Here is a 24,217-nt window from a genome sequence, read left to right as displayed (position 1 = left end):
AGAAAGGCGCGTTGATTATGGATTTAACGCTCAACCATGGCCCGCAGGCCCGCTTCGCCCGCCCGCTGAAAGTGGCGCTGGTGGGAGAGTGCATGATCGAGATGCGCGGTGAGCCGGGTACCGCGATCACGCAGACCTTCGGTGGCGATACGCTCAACACCGCGGTCTACCTGGCCCGATTGAATCCCCATGGCGCAGTGGCCGTGGACTACATGACGGCCGTGGGCAGCGATGCGTTCAGCGTCGCCATGCGCCGGTCCTGGCTGGAAGAGGGGATTGGTGATGCTCATGTCCGCGTGATCGAAGACGCGCTGCCGGGGCTGTATTTCATCCAGACCGATCCACACGGCGAGCGGCGTTTCCTCTACTGGCGCGGGGAAGCGGCGGCGCGGCGCATGTTCGAGGGCCCCGAGGCCGACGTCATGCTCGATGCACTGGCCGATTACGACTACGTCTACCTGAGCGGCATCAGCCTGGCGATCCTCACACCGGAAGGGCGCCAACGCTTGATCCAGGCCCTGCCCAGGGCTCGTCGAGCGGGCACGCGCATCGTCTTCGACAACAACTACCGTCCCCACCTCTGGCTCGATCCTGAATCGGCCCGGCAGGTCTACCGCGACCTGTTGCAGCTGACCGACCTGGCCCTGCTCACCTGGGAAGATGACGTGGCCCTGTTCGGCTATCGCGACCCGGACGCCTTGTTCAGTGCCTACGCCCAGGTGGGAGTACGCGAAGTCGCCCTCAAGCGTGGCGCCGCCAGCTGCTTGATCCAGTGCCCGACAGGGCGTTTCGAGGTGCCCGCGCAAACCGTTTCCCATGTCGTCGACACCACCGCTGCCGGTGATTCGTTCAGCGCCGCCTACCTGGCCTGTCGCCTGCGCGGCGGCGATCCCCAACAGGCCGCCCGCTGGGGGCATCGCCTGGCGGCCCAGGTCGTCCAATACCGGGGCGCGCTGATTCCCCAGGCGGCCATGCCGAACATGGGCGCGTCCTCACTTCCTTCTGTTGCACAGGTCTGATTTTATGAAAATCGTTGAAGCGCGCGTCATCGTTACCTGCCCGGGGCGCAACCTGGTCACGTTGAAAATCGTCACCGATGAGGGCCTCTACGGCATTGGCGATGCAACCTTGAATGGCCGCGAACTGGCGGTCGTCGCCTACCTGGAGGAACACGTCCTGCCCGCGCTGATCGGCCGCGATGCCCACCGTATCGAGGACATCTGGCAGTACCTGTATCGCGGCGCGTACTGGCGCCGGGGACCGGTGACCATGACGGCCATCGCCGCCGTCGACGTGGCGCTCTGGGACATCAAGGCCAAGGCCGCGAACATGCCCTTGTACCAATTGCTTGGCGGCAAGAGCCGCGAGCGGGTGATGGTCTATGGGCATGCCACCGGCAAGGACATCGAAGGGTGCCTGGACGAAGTCGCCCGTCACGTCGAGCTGGGCTATAAGGCCGTGCGTGTGCAATGCGGCGTGCCCGGCATTGCCACCACCTACGGTGTCGCCAAGCGCAGCGGCGAGCGTTATGAACCGGCCGACAGCGACCTGCCCGCCGAACACGTCTGGGACACCGCCAAATACCTCAACTACGTCCCCAAGCTGTTCGCCGCCGTGCGCGAACGTTTTGGTGATGACCTGCATATCCTCCACGACGTGCACCACCGCCTGACGCCCATCGAAGCCGGACGCCTGGGTAAGGCCGTGGAACCGTACAACCTGTTCTGGCTGGAAGACTGCACACCGGCGGAAAACCAGCAGAGCTTCCGCCTGATTCGCCAGCACACCACCACGCCGTTGGCCGTGGGCGAGGTGTTCAATTCCATCCATGACTGCCGCGAGTTGATCCAGGAACAGTTGATCGACTACATCCGCACGACGCTGGTGCATGCCGGCGGCATTACCCATGTGCGGCGCATTGCCGATTTCGCCGCGCTGTTCCAGGTGCGCACGGGTTTTCACGGCGCCACCGACCTGTCGCCGGTGTGCATGGGCGCGGCCCTGCATTTCGATACGTGGGTGCCCAACTTCGGTATCCAGGAACACATGCCTCACGAAGACCGCATCGATGAAGTCTTCCCCCATGCCTATCGCTTCGAGGACGGCCACTTCACGCCGGGCGAAACCCCGGGGCATGGCGTCGACATCGATGAAGACCTTGCCCGCCAATACCCCTACAAGCGCGCCAGCCTGCCGGTCAACCGTCTCGAAGACGGCACGCTCTGGCATTGGTGAAGCGGTTTCAACCCTTTGAGGAAACGGGGCGAATGCCCCGTCAGGAGTGACTGATGAAAGCGTTCCAGGTAAGAGCACCCTTCGAGTTCGGGCTGGCCCAGGTCGACCAACCCCAGGTCGCCCACGGCGAGGTCCAGGTCGATGTGGCGTATGCCGGCATCTGTGGCTCGGACATGCACATCATTCATGGGCAGAACGCATTCGTGCGGTTCCCCCGTGTCACCGGCCATGAGTTTTCCGGGGTGATCCGGCAAGTCGGTGAAGGCGTCGAGCACCTGCAGGTGGGCGACCGGGTGTGCATCGATCCGGTGATCAGTTGCGGCACCTGCTATCCCTGCCGCATTGGCCGGCCCAATGTCTGCACGCGGCTGCAAGTGATCGGCGTGCACCGCGACGGTGGCTTCAGCGAGCAGGTCTGCGTACCGGCCGAAAACGCCCACCGCCTGCCCGACGCGATGTCCCTCAGCCACGGCGCTCTGGTCGAGCCTTATTCCATTGCCCTGAACGTGCTCGATCGCATGCAACCGCACCCTGGCGACAGCGTGTTGATCTATGGCGCCGGGGTAATCGGCCTGACCCTGGTGCAAATGGCCCGGGCGTTGGGATTGACCGACATTACCGTCACCGATGTCATCGACAGCCGCCTGGAGACGGCCCGGGCGCTGGGCGCCAGCCGGACCCTCAACGGCCAGCAAGTCGATGTCGAAGCCGTCATGCGTGAGCTGACCCAAGGCGAGGGCGTGCCGTTGATTGTCGATGCCGCCTGCATTCCGGCACTGATGCCGCAGATGGTGCGCCTGGCCTCGCCGGCTGGGCGTATCGGGTTGCTGGGCTTCAATGCCACGCCCAGTGATCTGGTGCAGCTGGAAATGATCAAGAAGGAACTGACCCTGGTGGGGTCGCGGCTCAACAACCGCAAATTCCCCCGGGTGATCGAATTGATCGCCAGCGGCAAGTTGCAAGTCCAGGACCTGATCAGTCATCGCGTCAGCTTCGACGAAATGCCCGGCGCCATCGACCTGATCGAAAAGCACCCCGAGCAAACCCGAAAAGTGCTGGTGGAGCTGACGAACGCCCATCACTGAGCCGTCGGTACCACCGGTTTCACCGTGCCTGTCATGGGCACCCTCACCGAATAAACACAACAAGCGGGAGGTTCCACCATGTTTGGTCAAGGACGTAGCTTAATCATCATCATGCTGTTCCTGGCTGGGGTCATCAATTACCTCGACCGGTCGGCATTGTCTGTGGCGGCACCTTTCATCCAGAAGGACTACGGTCTGAGTACGGGTGAGATGGGCATGATCTTCAGCAGCTTTTTCGTCGGCTATGCGGCCTTCAACTTCATCGGTGGCTGGGCCGCCGACCGTTACGGCGCCAAGACCACCTTGCTGCTGGCCATGGTCTTGTGGTCATTGTTCAGCGGCCTCACGGTGCTGACAGTGGGCTTCGCTTCGCTGGTGCTCATCCGGATCCTGTTCGGCATGGGCGAAGGACCGCTGAGCGTCACCACCAGCAAGATGGTGAACAACTGGTACACCCCCAAGCGCAGGGCGCGGGCGATTGGCGCATCAATGTCCGGCACGCCGCTGGGTGGGGCGATTTCCGGTCCGGTGGTGGGTTTTATCGCCGTCACCTACGGCTGGAAGATCTCGTTCATTATCATCATGCTGATCGGCCTGGTCTGGGCGGCGGTGTGGTTCAAGTTCGTCAAGGAACGGCCCGAAGGCGAGGGTGCCGAGGATATTCTCCGAGCCGAGGGGCAGGGCGAGCTGGCGGCACAACCGGTGTTCCCTTTGCGGTTCTACCTCAAGCAGCCGACGGTGCTGTTCACCTCCCTGGCGTTCTTTTCCTATAACTACACCTTGTTCTTCTTCCTGACCTGGTTCCCCAGCTACCTGACCATGGCCCACGGCTTGAACGTCAAGGACATGAGCATCGCCACGGTCATTCCCTGGGTCCTGGGTTTCCTCGGCCTGGCCCTGGGCGGCTTCATCTCCGACTTCGTGTTCAAGAAAACCGGGCGGATGATGTTCTCCCGTAAAGTGGTGCTGGTGACGTGCCTGCTGGCCTGTGCTGTCTGCATCGCCTGTGCCGGGATGGTGACTACCTTGTATCCAGCGGTGATCCTCGTCGCCTTGGCGGTGTTTTTCCTTTACCTCACCGGTGCCATCTATTGGGCGATCATCCAGGACACCGTTCCGGCGGCGCGGGTGGGCGGCGTCAGTGGTTTCATGCACTTTCTGGCGAATACCTCGGGCATTGTCGGCCCGACCCTGACGGGGTTTTTGGTGCAGTTCACCGGTTCGTTCACCAGTGCTTTCCTGCTGGCGGGGCTGTTGACCGTGATCGGTGCCGTGTGTGTCGCGCGCTACGTTAAACCGCTGTCGGTGGCGGATACCGGCAACGCGGCGGCACAAAGCCCGCAGCCGGTTTCGGCCCTGGGCCGTTCCTGAACAGAAGGAGTGAGTCGATGCCTGTTGTGAAACGTGTACCTTGCACCGGCACTGCAGCGCAGATCGGTATCGTGCACCTGGGCCTGGGCGCGTTCCATCGCGCGCACCAGGCGGTCTACCTGCAACGCCATCTCAATCGCCACGGTGAAAGCGACTGGGGCGTGTGCAGCGCCAACCTGCGTTCCAATCGCACCCTGGTCGAGCAATTGCGCGAGCAGGACGGTCGCTACCATGTGGCCGAATACCGCGACTGCGAACAAGTGACGCTGCGCGAGATCGGGGTGCTGCGCCAGGCCTTGTATGTGGGCGAGGGCGGTCCTGACCTGGAGCAGTTGCTGATGCGCATGGCGGCGCCGCAGACGCGGATCGTCACGCTCACGGTCACTGAAAAGGGTTATTGCCTGAGCCCGTCCTCGGGCCAACTGCGCAGCGAAGATCCGGCGATTGCCCATGACCTCGCTCATCCGCAAGCGCCGCGCTCGGCCCCCGGGATCGTTCTGGAAGCCCTGCGCCGGCGCCGCGCCGCGGGTGTCCCGGCCTTCACTGTGTTGTGCTGTGACAACATGCCCGACAACGGCCAGCGCACCCGCCAGGCAGTCAGCGCGCTGGCGGCGTTGCAGGATGAGGCGCTGGCGCAGTGGGTCGAGCAACAGGTGGCGTTTCCCAGCTGCATGGTCGACCGCATCGTGCCTGCGATGGACGGCGAGTCCTTCCGCCGGCTGGAGCAACTGGACTGTCATGACCCGGCGGCAGTGGTCTGTGAAAGTTTCAGCCAGTGGGTGATCGAAGATCACTTCCCCCTTGGCCGCCCGGACTGGGAAGTGGAGGGGGTGCAGATGGTGGACGACGTGGGCCCGTTCGAAACGATGAAGTTGCGCATGCTCAATGGCAGCCATTCGTTGCTGGCCTATGTGGGGCTGCTGGTCGGTCACGACACGGTGTTCGAGGCCGTCAGTGACGCGAACCTGCTGCACCTGATCGGACGCTACATGGCCGACGAGGCGGCGCCCACGCTGGACATGCCTGCGGGTATCGACCTTTCGGTCTATGCCCACGATCTAAAGGCACGGTTTGCCAATGACAGCCTGCAACATCGGCTGCGGCAGATTGCCATGGACGGTTCGCAGAAACTGCCGCAACGCTGGTTGCTCGGCGCGCAGCAATTGCTCGACCAGGGGCGCGGCATTGATTGTACGGCGCTGGGCATCGCGGCATGGATCCACTACTGCACGCAGCCGTTGCCCGGTCGTCCGGCGCACGTGGTCGACGACCCACTGAGCGCAACCTTTGCCGATCTTGCCGGACGATTCGAGGGCGCATCGCGGGTGGACGCGGTTCTCGACCTGCACGAAGTCTTCCCGCCGCGGCTCTCGGCTCGCGCAGTATTTCGCGACGCCGTGCACCACGCCTACAGCGCCCTGACGCGCGATGGCGTGGATAGCCTGTTGCACACCCTTGCCGCATCCAAACGATAAAAAGGAGAAGAACATGGAACAGACATGGCGTTGGTTTGGCCCCAAAGACCCGATTTCCCTGGCGGACATTCGCCAGACCGGTGCGACCGGCATCGTCACCGCGCTGCACGAGATTCCCAATGGCGAAGTATGGCCGGTAGATGCCATCGCGGCGCGCAAACAACTGATCGAAGCGGCCGGCCTGAGCTGGTCGGTGGTGGAAAGCATTCCGGTGCACGAAGACATCAAGCGCGGCTGCGGGCGGCGCGACGAGTACATCGCCAACTACCAGCAAAGTGTGCGCAACCTGGCGAGCTGCGGCATCGATATCGTCTGCTACAACTTCATGCCGGTGCTGGACTGGACCCGAACCGATTTGTCTTTCGAACTGGCGGATGGCGGCTGGGCCTTGCGTTTCGATCAAACCGCGTTCGCCGCCTTCGACCTGTTCATCCTCCAGCGCCCGGGAGCGCAGGCCGAATACAGCGCCGAGGACATCCAGCAGGCCAAGGCCTACTTCGAACAACTGACGCCGGCCCGGCGCGAAACCCTGGTCAATACCCTGATTGCTGGCTTGCCCGGCGCCGAGGAACACTACAGCCTGGACAACTTCCGTGACTTGCTGCGCACCTACGCCGACATCGACGAGGCCAAGTTGCGCGAACACCTGGGGTACTTCCTGCGTGCGGTGATCCCGGTTGCCGAGGCGGTGGGTGTGCGCATGGCAATCCACCCGGACGACCCGCCCCGGGCACTGCTCGGCTTGCCACGTATCCTGTCCACCGCCGAAGACGCCCAATGGCTGCTGGATGCCGCGCCAAGCCCGGCCAATGGCCTGACGTTCTGCACCGGTTCCTATGGTGTGCGCGAAGACAACGACCTGGTGGCGATGGCCAAGCACTTTGCTCCGTTCATCTACTTCACTCACCTGCGTTCAACCCGCCGGGAAACCGACCCACGCAGCTTCCATGAAGCCCATCACCTGGACGGCGACGTCGACATGGTCGGAGTCATCGGCGCCTTGGTGGCTGAAGAGCGCCGACGTGAACGCGAAGGCGGCCCGCGCTTGCCGCTGCGTCCAGACCATGGGCATCAACTGCTTGACGATCAGCATCGCAAGAGCAATCCCGGCTACTCACTGATCGGCCGCCTCAAGGGCCTGGCGGAAATCCGCGGCGTGGAACTGGCCGTGCGTCGACAACTAGGCTAGATAAGCCCTGTTTGGGTGGGGGCGGTTAACACCTGTGGCGAGGGAGCTTGCTCCCGCTGGGCTGCGCAGCAGCCCTAAAACCCGGCACCTCGGTGCATCAGATCGATCCCATTCAATCAGCTTGGGGTCGCTACGCAACCCAGCGGGAGCAAGCTCCCTCGCCACGGGAGGTAAACGCCTGAGAAATTCTCGGGCTAACGCCATTCCCTGTGGGAGCGAGCTTGCTCGCGAAGCGATATGTCAGCCTGCAAAGATATTGACTGTGCCACCGCCATCGCGAGCAAGCTCGCTCCCACAATGGCTCAGCCTTCGAGCCCGCGCCGCTCGATCACGCCGAACACATCCGCCACATCCTGCACCAGGATCCGAGCGACATTGGTGAGGGTGTTGATGTCGTTCGTTGCCGAATCACGCAGGCTGCTGCACGCCACCAAGGTCAGGTAGTCGAGCGTGGCGTGCAGGCGTTCGCTGGCACAGGCATGGAGTTCGGGCAGTGGGGCGTGGGTGTCGATCAGCAGGACGGGGTGGGTGGTGGCGGTTTGGGTGAGAGGTGTGAAGCGTTGATCGCGTTGATTCATGGCAATAGTTACTCATTCTTCGTATCAAGAAAAAGCTACTTCGATCCGCTGCGAAACGAATGGGTGGTAGCTGCGCGTGGGTTCGCAGACCGAGGATACGAAGGAACCCGGCAGACCCGAAGATCTCCCACACACAGCCACCATAAGATGACGTCGAACGCCAAAGGCGCTCATTGTCACTTTTATGATGCTTGGTTGCTACCGTATCTGTCGGGCTGCGAAACCCAGCCACTGACCAAAGCCAGCGACGAACCCAACGATAGAAGTCGATCCCGGTACCCACAACCGGCCTGTAGGACGCCCCGCACCCCGTGGCGAGGGAGCTTGCTCCCGCTCGGCTGCGCAGCAGTCGCAAAACCGGCGCCTGCGCAGTACCTGGAGAAAAGAGGCGCCTGTTTTGGGGCCGCTTCGCGCCCCAGCGGGAGCAAGCTCCCTCGCCACAGGGTGTAAATTCCTACGGGATTTTCGGACCGCCTCTTGCCGCTAGCACTGATGTGCGCGGATTTCTGTGGGAGCAAAGCTTGCTCGCGATGCAGGCGCCTCGTTTCCCCGGAAGACCGCGTCATCTTCATCGCGGGCAAGCCTTGCTCCCACAGGAGGCTTGAGGTGAGTTTTTTCGGACTTTTCTAGCGACAGTCCCGGAAAAACGCCCTGATATCCTCCGCCAACAACGCCGGCTGTTCCAACGCGGCAAAGTGACCACCCCGAGGCATCTCGGTCCAGCGTTTCACCTCGCAGCAACGCTCCACCCAGCTCCGTGGTGGCATGGGCAGCTCCCTAGGAAACAGCGCCACTCCAACCGGCGGCTTCAAACGTTCGCCGCTGTTGAACTGCAACGGCCGCTTGCTGCCCTCCACGTATTGGCGAAACGACGAGCCGATACAGTGCGTCAGCCAGTACAGCGTCACATTGGTCAGTAACCAATCTCGGTCAATCGCGGGGCTGTCATCACACCAGGACAGGATCTTTTCCCCCATCCACGCCAATAGCCCAGCCGGGGAGTCATTCAGGCCTACCGCCAGGCTCTGGGGTTTGGTTCGCTGAATGTGCCCGTAGGCGCCTTCGGCATCGGCAAATGCCGCCGCGCGTTGCAGGAAGGCCGTTTCTACCTCGGTCAGCGCTGGCGCGTTTTCGCCCAGGGGAGGGCGATAGGAACCCGGAATATAGTTGAGGTGAATGCCTGTCACCCGCTCGGGATAACGCACGCCCAACCACATCGAAACGCCCGCGCCAATGTCCCCGCCCTGGGCGCCGAACCGTTCATAACCCAGCCCGCTCATCAACTCACTCCACAAGCCCGCCACTTCATAGGGCCCCATGCCGGATTGCTGGAACGGTGCGGAAAAGGTGTAGCCGGGCAGCGACGGCACCACCACATCGAAAGCGTCCGCAGGATCACCCCCATGGCGGGCCGGGTCCGTCAGCAGCGGGATGATGCGCTGCATTTCGATGAACGAGCCGGGCCAGCCATGGGTAAGGATCAACGGTCTCGGACTCGGCCCGACGCCACGTTGATGAATGAAGTGCACCCTTTGCCCACCGATGTCGGCGACAAATTGCGGCAAGCGATTCAACGCTGCTTCCTGAGCGCGCCAATCGAACGCGGTCGACCAATGTGCGAGAAGCGCCCGAAGCACATCCAGGTCCATGCCTTCGCTCCAGCCTTGGTCGGCCAAGGGCTCAGGCAACCTTGTGTTCAACAGGCGGTGCCGAAGGTCTTCAAGGGCGCCTTCAGGGATATCGATGGCGAACGGTTCGATGATCATGCTTGCTGTCCCCTGATTATTAACGCCGCCCCGTCCGCGTACTCACATCCACCCACACCGCCAGCACCAGAATGCTGCCTTTGACGATCATCTGCCAATAACTGTCGACGTCGAGCATCGACATGCCGTTGTCCAGGCTGGTGATCACCAGCGCGCCGAGGAGGGCGCCGTAGACGGTGCCGGAACCGCCGCGCATGGAGGTGCCGCCGATGAAGCAGGCGGCGATGGCGTCGAGTTCGCCCATGTTGCCGGCCGAGGGTGAGCCGGCGGCCAGGCGTGCGGTGTTGACCACGCCGGCGAGGGCGCACATCACGCCCATGATGCCGAAGATCCACAGCTTCACCGCTTGCACGTTGATGCCGGACAGGCGCGTGGCTTCCATGTTGCTGCCCACCGAGTAGACGCGTCGGCCGAATACGGTCTGGCTGGTGACGTAGCTGAACACCCCCAGCAGGATCAGCAGGAGCAGCACCGGTACCGGGATGCCGTCGTAGCTGTTGAGGGTATAGACGAACCCGGCCAGCACCGCGCCGATCACCACCACGCGCAACACGTCACGCACCAGGGAGTGAGCCGCCAGGCCATGGAGGGCGCGGTTGCGCCGCTGTTTCCAGGTCAGGAACAAGGTCAGGGCGAACAGCAGGATGCCAAGCCCGGTCCCGACCGTGTGCGGCAAATAACCCTGGCCGACGTAGACCAGCTCCGGTGACACCGGGGCAATGGTGGTGCCGCCGGTCACCCCCAGCAGGACGCCACGAAACGCGAGCATGCCCCCCAGCCCGACAATGAACGATGGAATACGCAGGTAGGCGGTCATGTAGCCGTTGCCCAAGCCGATCACCAGACCGCACAAGGCCACCAGGCTCAAGTTCGCCAGCAGCGGGACGTGATAAACCACATCGAGGATCGCCGCCAGCCCCCCCAGCAGCCCAAGCAGCGAGCCCACCGACAGATCGATCTCGCCGCTGATGATCACCAGCACCATGCCACAGGCGAGAATCCCGGTGATGGACATCTGCCGCAGCAGGTTGGAGAGGTTGCGTGGGGTTACGAACCCACCCTCGGTCTGCCAACTGAAGAACAGCCAGATCAGCGCCACGGCGATCACCAGCGCGAGCATTTTGTAGCGGGAAAACAGCTGTTTGACCTGATTCATCTACGCGGACTTCCGATCATTATTGTTATGGCCATCGGGATGGCTGAGCGCGGCGGCGAGCACCTGTTCCTGGGTGAGTTCGTGGTTGATGAAGTCGCCGCGCAACTGGCCGTCGCCGATCACCAGGACGCGGTCGGAGACCCCCAGCACCTCGGCCAGCTCCGAGGACACCATGATGATCGACACGCCTTCGGCCGCCAGGGCGCCCATCAGCTTGTAGATCTCATACTTGGCGCCGACGTCCACGCCGCGGGTCGGTTCGTCGAGGATCAGCACGCGGGGTTTGGTCAGGAGCATTTTCGCCAACACGGCTTTTTGCTGGTTGCCGCCGGAGAGGCTGGTGATCGGCAGGAACGGGCTCGCGGTCTTGAGGTGCATGCGCGCGATTTCTTTGTCGATGCTGCCCAGTTCGGCTTCGGCGTCGATGCGGGTCAGTTTCGAGTAGTTGTCCAGCACCGCCAGGGTGATGTTCTGGCCCACTCCGAGGTCTGGAATGATGCCTTGGCGCTTGCGGTCTTCGGGGACCATGCACAGGCCGGCGCGGATCGACTTGAGCGGCGTGCGCGTGTCGATTTGCTGGCCGTTGAGCCAGACTTCGCCTTCGTAGCGGCCGGGGTAGGCGCCGAACAGCGCCGAGACCAGTTCCGTACGCCCGGCGCCGACCAGTCCGGCGATGCCAAGGATTTCCCCGCGCTTGAGGACGAAGGAAATATCGTCGACCCGTTTGCGCCTGGGGTTGTCGACGTCGTAGCAGGTGACGTGGCGCGCCTCGAAAATCACCTCGCCGATGTCATGGGGTTCGGTGGGGTAGAGGTTGCTCATTTCCCGTCCGACCATCTGGGTGATGATCTTCGGAATGTCCATGTCGGTCATGGCGGTGGTGGCGATGTGTTTGCCGTCGCGGATCACCGAAATGGTGTCGCACACGGCGGCCACTTCATCGAGCTTGTGGGAGATGTACACGCAGGCAACGCCCTTGGCCTTGAGGTCGCGGATGATGTCCAGCAGCACCTCGATTTCCGAGCGGGTCAGGGCCGAGGAGGGCTCGTCGAGGATCAGCAGCCGTGCCTGCTTGTTCAGTGCCTTGGCGATCTCCACCAATTGCTGGTAGCCACCGCCGTACTGGGAAACCGGCAGCGACACGTTCATGTCCGGGACCTTGAGTTCACGCATCAAGGCTTCGGCGCGGTGGATCATCGCCGGGTAGTTCATGCGCCCGCCGGGCAGCGTCAGCTCGTGGCCCATGAAAATGTTTTCCGCCACCGACAGGTCGGGGACGAGGGTCAGTTCCTGGTGAATGATGACGATCCCGGCGGCTTCGGTTTCGCTGATGGACTGCGCCTTGAGCGGCTGGCCGTCCCAAATGATCTCGCCTTCCCAGGTGCCGTGGGGATAGACCGCCGACAACACTTTCATCAGCGTGGATTTGCCCGCGCCGTTTTCACCGCACAGGCCGACGCATTCCCCGGGCCTGACCTTGATATCGATGCCGTTCAGGGCTTTGACACCACCAAAGGTTTTGACGATGCCGTTCATTTGCAGCAGGTAGTCGGACATGGCAGGACTCATGAGAGTGGGCTCACACATACGCAGGAACCCTGAAGTCAATCAGCCCCCTGTGGGAGCGAGCTTGCTCGCGATAGCGGTGTTTCAGCTTGCACCCATATTGGATGGGCTGCCGCCATCGCGAACAAGCTCGCTCCCACAGGGACTTTGCTTAACCCAGGATGTGCACCCAGGTCACTGCCCGGCGATCTGCGCCTTGGTATAGAACCCGTCCTTTTCCAGCAGGTCGATGTTGTCCTTGGTCAACGGCGTAGGGGTGAGCAGGATGGTGTCGACTTTCTTGCTGCCATTGTCGTATTGCGAGCTGAAGGTCGGTTTCTCGTTACGCGCCAGTTGCACCGAGAGCTTGGCGGCTTCGGAGGCAATCAGTTTCAGTGGCTTGTAGACGGTCATGGTCTGGGTGCCATCGATCACGCGCTTGACCGCCGCGAGGTCGGCGTCCTGGCCCGAGATCGGCACCTTGCCGGCCATTTTCTGTGCGGCCAGGGCCTGGATGGCGCCGCCGGCGGTGGCGTCGTTGGAGGCGACGATGCCATCGATCTTGTTGTTGTTCCGGGTCAGGGCGTTTTCCACGATGCTCAAGGCTTCGGTGGGGTTCCATTCCTTCACCCACTGCTGGCCGACAATTTTGATGTCACCCTTGTCGATGGCCGGTTGCAGGACTTTCATCTGGCCTTCGCGCAGGACCTTGGCGTTATTGTCCGTGGGCGCGCCACCGAGCAGGAAGTAATTGCCCTTGGGCGCGGCTTTCAGCACGCCACTGGCCTGCATCTCGCCGACCTTTTCGTTATCGAAGGAAATGTAGGCGTCGATATCGGCATTGAGGATCAGTCGATCGTAGGACACGACCTTGATCCCGGCCTTCTTGGCTTCGGCGACGGCGTTGGTCAGCACGGTGGCGTTGAACGGCACGATGACGATCACATCGACGCCACGGGAGATCAGGTTTTCGATCTGCGAGATCTGCTTCTGCTCGTTGGCATCGGCGGACTGGACGAAGACCTTGGCGTCGAGTTTTTCCGCCGCCGCGACGAAGTAGTCACGGTCCCGCGACCAGCGTTCCAGGCGCAGGTCATCGATGGAGAAACCGATTTTCGGATGGGCCGCATCGGCCATGACCGGAAGCGAGAGCAGGGCGAGGGCGCCGGCGAGCAGGGTACGTTTGAATGTTTTCATGTAGTGCGTCCTTTTATTGTTGTTTGAAAGACACTGCCTGACGATGAGCGTGATACCGGGTAGAACTGTAGAGCGTTGCAGGACACCGTGGGCACAGATTTGTCGCGAGAATGTAACGGCCTCTTTGATGGGGCAGACAAATCAGTTTGTTCTTCCGGGGGCTGCTTCGCAGCCCAGCGGGGATAAATCCCCTCGCCACATTTGTCAGGGGTAGATAAACCGATTGACCACGTTCTCGAGCATTTCCTGGCGACCGCTGACAGCCTGGGGATTGAGCTCGTTGGTAAAGGCGTGCTCGGCCAACGATTCCAGGCTGAAGTCGCCGGCCAGCACCGCCTTGCCAAACGGTTGCTGCCAGCCCGCGTAGCGCTGGTCCTTGAACTGTTGCAACTGATCGTTCTGGACCATGGCTGCCGCGCGCTCCAGGGCGAGGGCGAGGACGTCCATGGCGGCGACATGGCCGTGGAACAGGTCTATATCGTCCACGCTCTGGCGCCGGACCTTGGAGTCGAAGTTGAACCCGCCATTGCCGAACCCGCCAGCCTTGAGGATTTCGTAGGTGGCCAGGGTCATTTCTTCGACGCTGTTGGGGAACTGGTCGGTGTCCCAGCCGTTTTGCGGATCGCCGCGGTTGGCGTCGATGCTGCCGAAGATCCCCAGGGAGACGGCTGTGGCGATCTCGTGGTGGAAGCTGTGCCCGGCGAGGGTGGCGTGGTTGGCTTCGATGTTGACCTTGATCTCGTTTTCCAGGCCGAACTGCTGCAGGAAGCCGAACACCGTGGCACTGTCGTAATCGTACTGGTGCTTGGTCGGCTCCTGGGGCTTGGGTTCGATCAGCAGGTCGCCTTTGAAGCCGATCTTGTGCTTGTGCTCGACCACCATGCGCATGAACCGGCCCAGTTGCTCGCGCTCGTGTTTCAAATCGGTATTGAGCAGGGTTTCGTAGCCTTCGCGACCGCCCCACAATACGTAGTTGGCGCCTTTGAGGCGTTGGGTGGCGTTCATGGCGCTGAACACCTGGGCGGCGGCGCAGGCGAACACTTCCGGATCGGGGTTGCTGGCGGCGCCTGCGGCAAAGCGTGGGTTGCTGAAGCAGTTGGCGGTGCCCCACAGCAGCTTGATCCCGGTCTGCTCCTGATGGCGTTCCAGGTGGTCGATCATCTGGGCGAAGTGGTTGCGGTACTCCTTGAGCGAGCCACCTTCCGGGGCGACATCGGTGTCGTGGAAGCAGTAGTAGTCGATGCCCAGCTTGGAGAAGAACTCGAAGGCCGCTTCGGCCTTGCCGATGGCCACTTCCATCGGATCCCCGGCGTGCTGCCACGGGCGCTTGAACGTGCCGGCACCGAACACATCCGACCCCGGCCAGACGAAGGTATGCCAATAGCAGACCGCCATGCGCAGGTGTTCGCGCATGGGTTTGCCGAGCACCAGTCTGTTGGCGTCGTAGTGACGGAAGGCAAGCGGCGAATCGCTGGCGGGGCCCTCGTAGCGAATCTTGTCGACACCGGGGAAGTACGGCATGTGCGGGTTTCCTTTTTATTCTTGGCGGTGTCTCGATACTAACGCCGGCCCCGTGGCTGCTGATTATGAAAATCACCAACGGGCAGTTCGATTTTGAGTATTGAGATTCGTCGGCCGCGCGCCTAGTCTGTGTCCACCGGCACAGGGTTAAACCAATGAAAACCGTCCCGCCCGTTCACCGCATCGCGCTGTTGTTCAATGGCAGCAAGATCTACGACCGCGGCATCATCAGCGGTATCGGCAACTACTTGAGCAGCACGCGTGCGTCCTGGGACTTGTTTCTCGAGGAGGATTTTCTCTGCCGCTTGAAAGGCATCGAGCGCTGGCAGGGCGACGGGATCATTGCCGACTTCGACGACCCGCTGATCGGCGAGGCGCTGGCCGGGATCAAGCTGCCGGTGGTGGCGGTGGGCGGTTCCTATCAGGATGAACGCGCCTACCCGAAGGGCATCCCCTATGTCGCCACCGACAATGACGCGTTGATGCGGTTGGCCTACGAACACCTGATCGAGGCCGGGCTGACCCGCTTCGCCTGTTTCAGCCTGCCTGAAGCACAAGCCAATCGCTGGGCCCAGGAACGGGAGAAAGCCTTTCGCCGGCTGGTGCAGCGCGACGGCCTGCCGGCCGAGGTCTATCGCGGCATGGGCACCAGCGCACCGCTCTGGGACAGCGCCGTCGAACAGCAGATCGCCTGGTTGCAAAGCCTGCCCAAGCCCATCGGCATCATCGCCGTCAGCGACGCCCGCGCCCGGCAACTGCTGCAAGCCTGCCTGACCGCCGGGATCGCCGTGCCGGAGCAAGTGGCGTTGATCGGTATCGACAACGACCCGCTGACCCGCAGCCTGACGCGGGTGCCGTTGAGCTCGGTGATCCAGGGCACCGAGACCATGGGTCGGACCGCCGCACGCCTGCTCCACCAAATGCTGCACGGCATGCCGTCCACGGGCACACAGATTCTGATCCCACCAGATGCGATCAATGTGCAGGTGTCGAGCCTGCATCAACCGTTGGGCAACCCTTATGTCATGCAGGCACTGCTCTTCATCCGCCAATACGCCTGCCAGGGCATCAAGACGGCCCAGGTGGCGGCTTATGTAGGGATATCGCGCTCATCGCTGGAAGCGCATTTTCGCAAGGAGCGGGGCTGCAGCGTCCACGATGAAATCCTGCGCTTCAAGCTGACCGCCGCCGCCAACGGGCTGGAAAACACCGACGCACCGATTGCCGACATCGCCCAGAATTGCGGTTTCAAATCGGCGCAATACCTGCACACGGTGTTTCGCCGCGAATTCGGCTGCACGCCCCGGGAGTATCAGCAGGGGGCAAGTGCGGGAACTCAATGATCTGCCACAAGGGCTACACCACCGCGTCGTCCTTGTGGCAAGGTTGCGGGCTTCATCGAATATTTAGGGACGGATGGAATGACGCTCAGGGTCATGGTGGTCGGTGGGTATGGAAATTTCGGCAGTATCGTTTCCAGGCACCTGGTGGTGATGCCAGGCGTACAGTTGGTGATTTCGGGGCGCGACGCCCAAAAACTGCAGCGCAAAGTCGATGAGTTGAACGCCCGATCGGGCATGGCATGTGAAAGCTGGTGCGGCGACGCCATGGGCCCAGGCTTCAAATCTGTCCTTGGCTTGATGAACATCCAATGGGTCATTCATACCGGCGGCCCCTTTCAAGGGCAATCCTATGCCGTCGCCGAGAGCTGCATCGACGCCGGCGTGAATTACTGCGACCTGTCGGACAGCAGAGCCTTCGTCACCGGCATTAGCGCACTCGACACCCGGGCAAAACAGGCAGGCGTGGCGATCCTCAGTGGTTGCAGCTCAGTGCCAACGCTCTCGGCCGCCCTCATTGATCAGCAGCGGCATCGGTTTAAACGCATCGACACGATCGAGCATGGTATTTCTTCTTCGGCCAAAATGCCGGGCTTGTCCACCGTCGAAGGCGTTCTCGCCTATGCGGGCAAGCCGATCAAGCAACTCAGGAATGGCCGGGTGCATGAGGTTCTGGGATGGCAGGATCTGACGCTTCGCAGAATGCGCTACATGGGCACCCGGGTACTGGCCAATGTCGACGTGCCGGACATGGATATCTTCGCCAGCCGCTATGGCGCCCTGAACCTGAGCTTCAAGGCCGGCGCAGGCCTGAAGCTCGGCGGCATTGCCAACTACCTGCTGGCCCAGGCAATGAGGATGGGGCTGGTGCGCGACCATCTCCCTTGGGCGGCCAGGCTTCATCGGTGTGGGCTCTGGTTCGAACGACTTGGCGATGGCAAAAGCGCAATGTACATCGATGTCCATGGTATCGGTGCCGACGGCGAGCCGTTGTCGTTGAACGTGCAGCTCACCGCCATGAACGACAAAGGGCCGGAAATTCCCAGCTGTGCAGCCGTTGCCTTGGCGGCGAAAGTCGCCCAAGGGTATCTGCCCGAACCCGGAGCTCGGGCCTGTGTGGGTGAAATCACCGTCGACGAATACATGGCCGCCATCAACGATCCGCAAAACCTCAGCCTGTCTGTGCATTTCTCTGACGGGCAGGGTTGACCATGCTCTATCTGTGCTTGAAGTACATCCATGTGATCGCTGCCATTTTCCTGTTCGGCTTCGGCATGGGATCCTACCTCTACCTGATCGCCGCCAGCCGCACCGCCAATCCGCAGGTCATTGCCCATGTGGCCAGGACGGTTGTCCGGTTCGATACCTGGATTACCACGCCGGCGGGTTTCATTCAGATAGTGACGGGTTACCTGCTAACGAGACTGGCCGGACTTCCCCTGACTACGGAATGGATCATGACGTCGTTGATCATTTTCCTGTGCGTGGGGGCGTTGTGGCTGCCTGTGCTGGTGTTCCAGAAGCGGTTATACGTGATGGCGTCGAGCGCGCTAGGGGATGGGCGCACGCTCGATGATCGATACTCAACCGTGTATCAGAAGTGGTTCTGGATGGGGGTTCTGGGCTTTTTGGGGATGTTTGTCATTGTGTCGATCATGGTGACGAAGATGACGCCACAGCAGTGGATCGAGCGACTACTGGTCTAAATATCGATCCGTTCCGCCGGGTTGTTCCCAGGCGTGGATATCTTCAAGAAACGTCGTTCGTGATCCGGATGCTCGAACAGGACCACTGTCTAGCCTGGCTTGAGCAAGGGGCGGGTGAAGCGAGTTTGGGCGATGGGCATGAACGTGTGTCTAACACGATGACTTCAAGGACAAGATCCGATCCATGAGCGATGACACCTACACCCAGTACATGCGTTTCCAGACGCCCGATCCTGACATCGGCCCTCGGGAGCGGGCGCCGATGCTTGCTCAGGAGCTGGCCTGGGCGCGTGAGCGTGCGACCATGCATCGCTTCAGCTGGGTCATGGTGCTGGTGCCGCCGTTGTGCCTGGGCCCGGTGTTGCCGGGCATCGCGTTTTTGCTGGGGCTGCTGGTCTATCAGGGGTTATCCGCCCCAGGCGTCGACCTTGACCGGATCGTGGGGGATTCCCTTGGCTGGCTTGTGCTCGTCACCTTGCTGTTCATGGCTGCCTGGGGCCTGCATAACTACTTGCGCGATAAGCGCGACCCGACCAAGCGATATTGGCAATCGATGCCCGATCAAGGGCTGGTCGAGCTCGAACACCACACCCTCATCCGCGGCATCAGCCTGTGGTCCAACGACTATGACCCGGACTGCAACACCCTCATGCAATGGACCGACGGCAAGCTGAAATGCGTGCAGGACAGCGGTGTGTCGCAATGGATTCTGGCCAAGACCGCGGCGGGGTACTGGCTGGTGCTCAAGGAGCAGTTCTCAGGGGACTTCAGCTACGGGCGAGTAGGGCAAATGCCGGCGCCGGACAAGCTGCTGCAACCCCAGCAGCAACTGGCGATGGCTTTCGCCCCCGGCACGAACCTGCAGTTGGGCCGGCGTTTCGACGGTGCGCCGATGCCATTGGTGGATACGCCGTACTGGATGTCTGCCGATGAACTCAAGCGTCTGGAGGAGGCCGCCCATCACTGGAAGTTTTTACCGCCGAACCGCTATGGGGTGGTCAATGACCAGGACGCCGCCTGGGTGCAACGGCTGGTGGATAGGGCGCAAGCCAGTGTCGGGCCGCAGCCGGCGAGCGATCGCAGCCCTGCCCGGCGGGAGCAATCGCCCTTGACACCCTGAATCGAACACATTCCCGGAATGTCCGGCCGGTCACTGAAGCCAGGTGTCCACCACCCGCCGATCCAGCTCCTCCCAATCCGCCATGCCCAATACCCGAGTGGTATTCAATCCACGCAGATAACCGCGCAGTTGATTGGCCGTGGCCCGCTTGAGCTCCGGGTCGGGTTCTGTGTTGCTCAACAGCACGCTTTCGTACTGGATCAAGTAGTCAGCCACTCGTTCACGGAAGTCGGGCAATACCGAGTCGCGAATCAGATCAAACGTTCTCATGGATAGTCCTCATCAATCTTTCTCGGCTTGCAACTATTGCTAGGAGTAATAGTGACCATTACGAAATGCAAGTTCTGCTTTGCCGGCAATCATTGGAAAATCAGCGCCATCGAACACGCAGCCCCGTATTTTTATTTTCAGGACCTCAACCCATGCGCCGTTTATTTCTGCTTTCCCTGGCGTTTTCCCCATTGTTGCTGGCCGGTTGTGCCTCGGCACCGAACGATCCGACCCTGACCTTGCAGACCAGCAAGACGCCGGCCCAATACGCCGAATGCGTCGTACCGAAATTGCAGGGCAATGCCTTGAACCCGATGGTCTCGCAGACCCAGCGCAGCTACCGCATCGTGGTGCCGAGCAAAGTCTCGGCGGACAACGTGCTGGAAGCCTACAAGGCCGGCGACGGCGGCAAGGTATTCATCTACGAGCGGCACTTGCTGGCCTCCAACCTCCTGCCTTCGAGTTTCGAACGCGCCGCACAGGAATGCATCTGACCGGCCCGTAAACGCTTTTCACCGTGCTCCTTTGGTTGGCCGCAACCAACCAATTCCCTTGCCCCGCACCGTCCTCGGTCGCGGGGCTTTTTTTTTGTTTGACGATGACTCCAGCCCGGTATTTCGGCCCGGTCAGCGTAGCCTTAGGCAAGAGCGTCAGGGGGCACGTTTTGTCGTCTTGTCTTATAGCGTCGGCAAAGGGGTGCTGCCGTTCAAGGCTGGAATCTTTGAAAACACGTCAGCCATGAAATCCATGAACACGATAGCCCGCGTGGGGAGCAGTCTATTGGCGACATAAACCATCTGCACGGGGACAGGGGGAGCCGCATGGTCGGTGAGAATGAACTGTAATCTCCCGCTGTTCAGCCCACCCTCAAACAGCCACGCAGGTCCATGCGCCACACCCAGGCCTGCCACGACTGCCGCACTGACAGCGTCGGGCGAGTTGACCCTGAGCCTGCCGGCAATCGGAATGTCCGCGTCACGGAATCGCCAGGTCGCCCCGGACGACAGTAAGGTGTAGATGATGCAGTCGTGGTCGCGCAGATCATCCGGGGTCTGCGGAACTCCGCGTTTAGCCAAGTAGTCCTTGCTGGCGACGAAGACCCGGTCGTACCACCCAAGACGCCGGGCGCGCAAGGAGCTGTCCTCCAGTTGTCCTATGCGAATGGCGAGTTCGGTACCTTCATTGACCAGGTCTACGTATCGATCGTTGAGTTGGAGATCCAAGATCAATTGAGGGTAGCGCTCCAAAAAGGCCGGCACATGCGGCAGCACAAACGCGTGTGCGAGAGCTGTCGGACAGGCTACGCGCAAGAGCCCCGATGGCTCGACGCTGTTCCTGAAGGACGATTCGGATTCATCCACCGCATCCAGGATGCGCCGGATGTCCGCATAGTAGCGTTCGCCCTCCGGCGTCAAGGATAGCTTGCGCGTAGACCGGTGGAGCAAGCGCGTCTGCAAATGATCCTCCAGAGCCGCTACATAGCGGCTTACATTGGGTTGCCCCAACCCTAGATCGCGCCCTGCCGCCGAAAAGCTCCCGGTTTCCACAGCACGCGCGAAGCATGTCATCAAAAGAAATCGGTCCACTTCTCCACCTCGATTCATGCTTGATTTGCATGAATCATATACGAATAGGCAGTCTTATCCGATTCGGAGCATGAGCGCATATTTCTCCATGTCGACCGCAGTGGTCATTCACCGGAGAATTCAAATGTCCCGCTTGCAAGGTAAACGTACGCTCATCACTGGCGGCACCAGTGGCATCGGGCTGGAAACGGCAAAGCAGTTCCTGGCGGAGGGTGCTCGCGTGATCGTCACGGGCGTCAACCCCGATTCGATTGCAAAGGCCCAGGCAGAATTGGGCCCGGAAGTGCCGGTGTTGCGCGCCGACTCGGCCAGCGTTGCAGCACAAAAGGAGTTGGCACAAGTCATCAAGGAACACTACGGCCAACTCGACGTTGCCTTCCTCAATGCCGGCGTATCCGTCTGGCGGCCCATTGAGGAATGGACGGAAGACATGTTCGACCGCATTTTCGACATCAACGTCAAAGGGCCATACTTCCTGATGCAGGCGCTGTTGCCGGTCTTCGCAAATCCTGCTTCCGTAGTGTTGACCACTTCCGTAAGCGCGCATGCAGGGGCAGATCGCTCGTCCGTGTATGCCGCAACGAAGGCCGCATTGCTGAACATGTCGAAGACGCTCTCGACCGAATTGCTAGGCCGTGGCATCCGTGTCAATGCAGTGAGCCCTGGCCCCGTCGAGACTCCGCTTTACGACAAGGCAGGTATTCCGGACGCTTACCGCGAGCAGATTAACCAAGCGATCACGGCAACCATTCCGCTTGGCCGCTTCGGTACCTCCGACGAGGTGGCCAAAGCAGTGCTGTATCTGGCATCCGACGAATCGCGCTGGACGGTCGGCTCTGAAATCGTCCTTGACGGCGGCCGCCTGCTGAATGGCTAAGCGCGCGGCTCAAGAGTTGCGCGAATGCAACATCGCCTGGGCCGAGTTAATCAGGTACTGAACGCCCGCCTCAGCACTTGGCGACGAACGAGTCCAATCCAGACTGTGCAAACAGCGGTACGTGGGAAACCTCTGCCGCTGTTTCCTCAGGTTAGCCAATCATCCGCCCGGATGAACTCGATGAGCGCTTTCAGGGCCGGCGGTACATGGCGTCGGCTGGGGTAATAGAGGAAAAACCGGCTTGGCGGCGCTTTCCATTGCGCGAGCAGTTCCGTGAGACGCCCATTGCGGAGGTCGTCGCGTGCCAGCTCCTCGTAGACGTAGGCAATCCCGGCGCCATCTTTCGCCGCCTGGATCATCAGCGCATCGTCTTCAAGAATGAGCGGGCCGGTGACGGACAACCGGATCGGTTGTCCCTCTGCCTGATACTCCCAAGCGTAGAGTTTGCCGCTGGGAAAACGCCGGGCGATGCAGGCATGCTCGAGCAAATCCCGTGGAGCCTGGGCGATCCCCTTCGCGGCCAGGTAGGTTGGCGCGGCTACGGTCACGAACGATTGAGGGGGGCCGACAGGGACGGCGATCATGTCGCCGGCCAGGCTTTCGCCAAAGCGCACGCCGGCGTCAAAGCCGCCGTTGACGATATCGGTCAAGCCATCATCGCTGACCAGGTCCAGTTGAATGCGGGGATACCTGGCCACGAACGGTGCGAGCACCTTCGCAAATACTGCACGCGCCGCCGGACGCGCCACGTTGAGGCGAAGCTTGCCGGCGGGCACATCCTGCAACGAGGTCAATTGGGCCAAGGCATCGGCAACCTGCTGCAGGGTAGGGGCCAGTGTTGCCAATAGCTGGTGGCCGGCCTCGGTCGGGGTAACGCTGCGCGTGGTGCGGTTGAGTAGCCTGACTCCCAGGCGTGCTTCCAGGGCTCGCATGGCGTGGCTCAATGCCGAGGCCGAAACGCCACGCTCGTCGGCGGCCTTGCGAAAGCTGCGATGGCGAGCGACGGCGGCAAAGGCATCCAGTTCGGAAAGATCGGGGTGCTGACTCATGAATACAGTTCAGTATTTCAAATAAGATTACCCATCTTATCGTCATGAGATCCCTCGCGGATACTGCCCACATCATCTGTGGAGAACTCGCTATGCAAAAGAATCGTCTTGGATCATCGGACTTGCTGATTTCGCCCATTGGCCTGGGAACCTGGGCCATTGCTGGCACCGGCTGGGAATACAGTTGGGGTGCACAGGACGACGAGGACAGCCTCGGTGCCCTTGAATATGCCGTTGAACGCGGGGTGAACTGGATCGATACGGCGGCGGTTTATGGTTTGGGCCATGCCGAGCAACTGGTCGGGCAGCTGTTGCGGCGGCTGCCGGCTTCGCAGCGCCCGTTGGTGTTCACCAAGGGCAGTCTGGTCTGGGACCCGGTCACCAAGGCGATCTCACACTCGCTGGCGCCTCGATCGTTGCTCGCCGAGGTCGAGGCAAGCTTGCGCCGACTGCAAGTCGAAACCATCGACCTTTATCAGATTCACTGGCCGGCCTTTCCTGCCGACGGCAGCAGTGAAGGGCTCGAGAAGGCGCTTTCGGCGTTGGCCACCGCCCGCGAACAGGGGAAAATTCGCGCCATCGGCGTCTCCAATTTCGATGTCGCGCAACTCAAGCGGGCCCAGGCGGTAACCGAGATCGTTTCACTTCAGCCGCCTTATTCCGCCTTGATGCGGGACATCGAGCAAGACGTCCTGCCATTTTGCGAGCAGGCGGGAATGGGGGTCTTGGCCTATTCCACCCTTCAGTCGGGGCTGCTTTCCGGCAGCATGACGCGCGAACGTATCGCCCAATTGCCCGACGACGATTGGCGCAAGGCGCGAAGCGCCGACTTCCAGGAGCCTCGCTTGAGCGCGAACCTGGCGCTGGTCGAGGTCTTGGCCGGTATTGGCGAACGGCACGGGGTCAGTGCGGCGGCAGTCGCCATCGCTTGGGTGCTGCGCAAGCCGGTGGTGACCGGTGCCATCGTCGGAGCCCGTCGCCGCGGGCAGGTCGACGGGCTGATTGCCGGCGCGCAGTTGCGCCTCAGTGCCGAGGAGATCGAAGAAATTCGACCCTTCCTGCCAGTGGGCATGGGCACGAATGTTCCAGGGAACGCTTGACCGTTTATCGTACAGGCGCTCGCTGGAATGAGCGGGTTTGACGCTTCGCTG

The 24,217-nt window shown here is 61.5% G+C and carries 22 protein-coding genes; 13 read left to right on the top strand and 9 right to left on the bottom strand.

Translation table 11 applies throughout. The annotated features are described in order from the left end of the window. Window positions 1-17 precede the first annotated feature (17 nt). The 6 genes from AO356_RS28580 to uxuA all read left to right on the top strand — a co-directional run bounded on the left by AO356_RS28580 (window position 18) and on the right by uxuA (window position 7,355). On the top strand, window positions 18-1,019 hold the full coding sequence (locus tag AO356_RS28580; RefSeq protein ID WP_060743233.1) for a sugar kinase: 1,002 nt from the start codon (window positions 18-20) through the stop codon (window positions 1,017-1,019). A gap of 4 nt (window positions 1,020-1,023) precedes the next feature. Further along, window positions 1,024-2,235, top strand: a complete 1,212-nt coding sequence (gene manD, locus AO356_RS28575) for a D-mannonate dehydratase ManD (protein WP_060742694.1) — start codon at window positions 1,024-1,026, stop codon at window positions 2,233-2,235. Between the two features lie 53 nt (window positions 2,236-2,288). After that, the gene (locus AO356_RS28570) at window positions 2,289-3,320 is read left to right on the top strand and encodes a Zn-dependent oxidoreductase (protein WP_060742693.1); all 1,032 of its coding nucleotides are present in this window, start codon (window positions 2,289-2,291) and stop codon (window positions 3,318-3,320) included. Between the two features lie 78 nt (window positions 3,321-3,398). Beyond that, window positions 3,399-4,691 carry an MFS transporter gene (locus AO356_RS28565; protein WP_060742692.1) on the top strand — a complete coding sequence of 431 codons (1,293 nt, stop codon included), beginning with the start codon at window positions 3,399-3,401 and terminating at the stop codon, window positions 4,689-4,691. A 17-nt stretch (window positions 4,692-4,708) separates the two neighbouring features. Beyond that, window positions 4,709-6,166: a mannitol dehydrogenase family protein gene (locus AO356_RS28560; protein WP_060742691.1), complete on the top strand. Its 1,458-nt coding sequence runs from the start codon at window positions 4,709-4,711 to the stop codon at window positions 6,164-6,166. A gap of 13 nt (window positions 6,167-6,179) precedes the next feature. Beyond that, on the top strand, window positions 6,180-7,355 hold the full coding sequence (gene uxuA / locus AO356_RS28555) for a mannonate dehydratase (protein ID WP_060742690.1): 1,176 nt from the start codon (window positions 6,180-6,182) through the stop codon (window positions 7,353-7,355). Window positions 7,356-7,657: 302 nt separating this feature from the next. Here the strand turns inward: uxuA and AO356_RS28550 are convergent, their stop codons facing one another. The 6 genes from AO356_RS28550 to xylA form a co-directional block, all read right to left on the bottom strand. Then, complete coding sequence (locus tag AO356_RS28550) at window positions 7,658-7,933, bottom strand: hypothetical protein (protein WP_060742689.1); 276 nt, start codon at window positions 7,931-7,933, stop codon at window positions 7,658-7,660. A 626-nt stretch (window positions 7,934-8,559) separates the two neighbouring features. Then, window positions 8,560-9,699 carry an epoxide hydrolase family protein gene (locus tag AO356_RS28545; protein ID WP_060742688.1) on the bottom strand — a complete coding sequence of 380 codons (1,140 nt, stop codon included), beginning with the start codon at window positions 9,697-9,699 and terminating at the stop codon, window positions 8,560-8,562. 19 nt (window positions 9,700-9,718) lie between these two features. Continuing rightward, entirely contained in the window at window positions 9,719-10,855 is a 1,137-nt protein-coding gene (locus AO356_RS28540; protein ID WP_060742687.1) for a sugar ABC transporter permease, read from the bottom strand. Next, window positions 10,856-12,412 (bottom strand): D-xylose ABC transporter ATP-binding protein, encoded by a 1,557-nt coding sequence (gene xylG / locus AO356_RS28535; RefSeq protein ID WP_060742686.1) that lies wholly within the window; start codon window positions 12,410-12,412, stop codon window positions 10,856-10,858. It abuts the gene before it with no gap. A 183-nt stretch (window positions 12,413-12,595) separates the two neighbouring features. Next, window positions 12,596-13,597, bottom strand: a complete 1,002-nt coding sequence (gene xylF, locus AO356_RS28530) for a D-xylose ABC transporter substrate-binding protein (protein WP_025213958.1) — start codon at window positions 13,595-13,597, stop codon at window positions 12,596-12,598. 204 nt (window positions 13,598-13,801) lie between these two features. After that, complete coding sequence (xylA, locus tag AO356_RS28525; protein WP_060742685.1) at window positions 13,802-15,118, bottom strand: xylose isomerase; 1,317 nt, start codon at window positions 15,116-15,118, stop codon at window positions 13,802-13,804. 155 nt (window positions 15,119-15,273) lie between these two features. On the opposite strand from xylA, the gene AO356_RS28520 reads away from it, so the two are divergent. From AO356_RS28520 to AO356_RS28505, 4 genes are all read left to right on the top strand, one after another. Next, the gene (locus AO356_RS28520; protein WP_060742684.1) at window positions 15,274-16,461 is read left to right on the top strand and encodes a XylR family transcriptional regulator; all 1,188 of its coding nucleotides are present in this window, start codon (window positions 15,274-15,276) and stop codon (window positions 16,459-16,461) included. A gap of 78 nt (window positions 16,462-16,539) precedes the next feature. Beyond that, the gene (locus AO356_RS28515) at window positions 16,540-17,667 is read left to right on the top strand and encodes a saccharopine dehydrogenase NADP-binding domain-containing protein (protein ID WP_060742683.1); all 1,128 of its coding nucleotides are present in this window, start codon (window positions 16,540-16,542) and stop codon (window positions 17,665-17,667) included. A gap of 2 nt (window positions 17,668-17,669) precedes the next feature. Next, a complete protein-coding gene (locus tag AO356_RS28510) occupies window positions 17,670-18,164 on the top strand; it encodes a DUF2269 family protein (protein ID WP_060742682.1) in 495 nt (164 codons plus the stop codon). A gap of 184 nt (window positions 18,165-18,348) precedes the next feature. Next, a complete protein-coding gene (locus AO356_RS28505) occupies window positions 18,349-19,284 on the top strand; it encodes a hypothetical protein (RefSeq protein ID WP_060742681.1) in 936 nt (311 codons plus the stop codon). A gap of 30 nt (window positions 19,285-19,314) precedes the next feature. On the opposite strand, the gene AO356_RS28500 is transcribed toward AO356_RS28505, so the two are convergent. Continuing rightward, window positions 19,315-19,554, bottom strand: a complete 240-nt coding sequence (locus tag AO356_RS28500; protein WP_060742680.1) for a hypothetical protein — start codon at window positions 19,552-19,554, stop codon at window positions 19,315-19,317. A gap of 152 nt (window positions 19,555-19,706) precedes the next feature. Between AO356_RS28500 and AO356_RS28495 the strand changes: the two genes are divergently transcribed. Further along, entirely contained in the window at window positions 19,707-20,048 is a 342-nt protein-coding gene (locus AO356_RS28495) for a hypothetical protein (protein WP_060742679.1), read from the top strand. A gap of 183 nt (window positions 20,049-20,231) precedes the next feature. On the opposite strand, the gene AO356_RS28490 is transcribed toward AO356_RS28495, so the two are convergent. Next, window positions 20,232-21,140, bottom strand: a complete 909-nt coding sequence (locus AO356_RS28490; protein WP_060742678.1) for a LysR family transcriptional regulator — start codon at window positions 21,138-21,140, stop codon at window positions 20,232-20,234. Between the two features lie 124 nt (window positions 21,141-21,264). On the opposite strand from AO356_RS28490, the gene AO356_RS28485 reads away from it, so the two are divergent. Then, on the top strand, window positions 21,265-22,017 hold the full coding sequence (locus tag AO356_RS28485; protein ID WP_060742677.1) for an SDR family oxidoreductase: 753 nt from the start codon (window positions 21,265-21,267) through the stop codon (window positions 22,015-22,017). A 146-nt stretch (window positions 22,018-22,163) separates the two neighbouring features. Here AO356_RS28485 and AO356_RS28480 read toward each other — a convergent pair whose 3' ends face one another. Then, window positions 22,164-23,066 (bottom strand): LysR family transcriptional regulator, encoded by a 903-nt coding sequence (locus AO356_RS28480; protein WP_060742676.1) that lies wholly within the window; start codon window positions 23,064-23,066, stop codon window positions 22,164-22,166. Between the two features lie 92 nt (window positions 23,067-23,158). Between AO356_RS28480 and AO356_RS28475 the strand changes: the two genes are divergently transcribed. After that, entirely contained in the window at window positions 23,159-24,166 is a 1,008-nt protein-coding gene (locus AO356_RS28475) for an aldo/keto reductase (protein WP_060742675.1), read from the top strand. The last annotated feature ends 51 nt before the right edge of the window (window positions 24,167-24,217 follow it).

The organism is Pseudomonas fluorescens, from assembly GCF_001307275.1.
In the GTDB taxonomy this organism is placed as follows: Bacteria; Pseudomonadota; Gammaproteobacteria; order Pseudomonadales; family Pseudomonadaceae; genus Aquipseudomonas; species Aquipseudomonas fluorescens_AA.
This window is presented reverse-complemented; position numbering and strand designations above follow the sequence as displayed.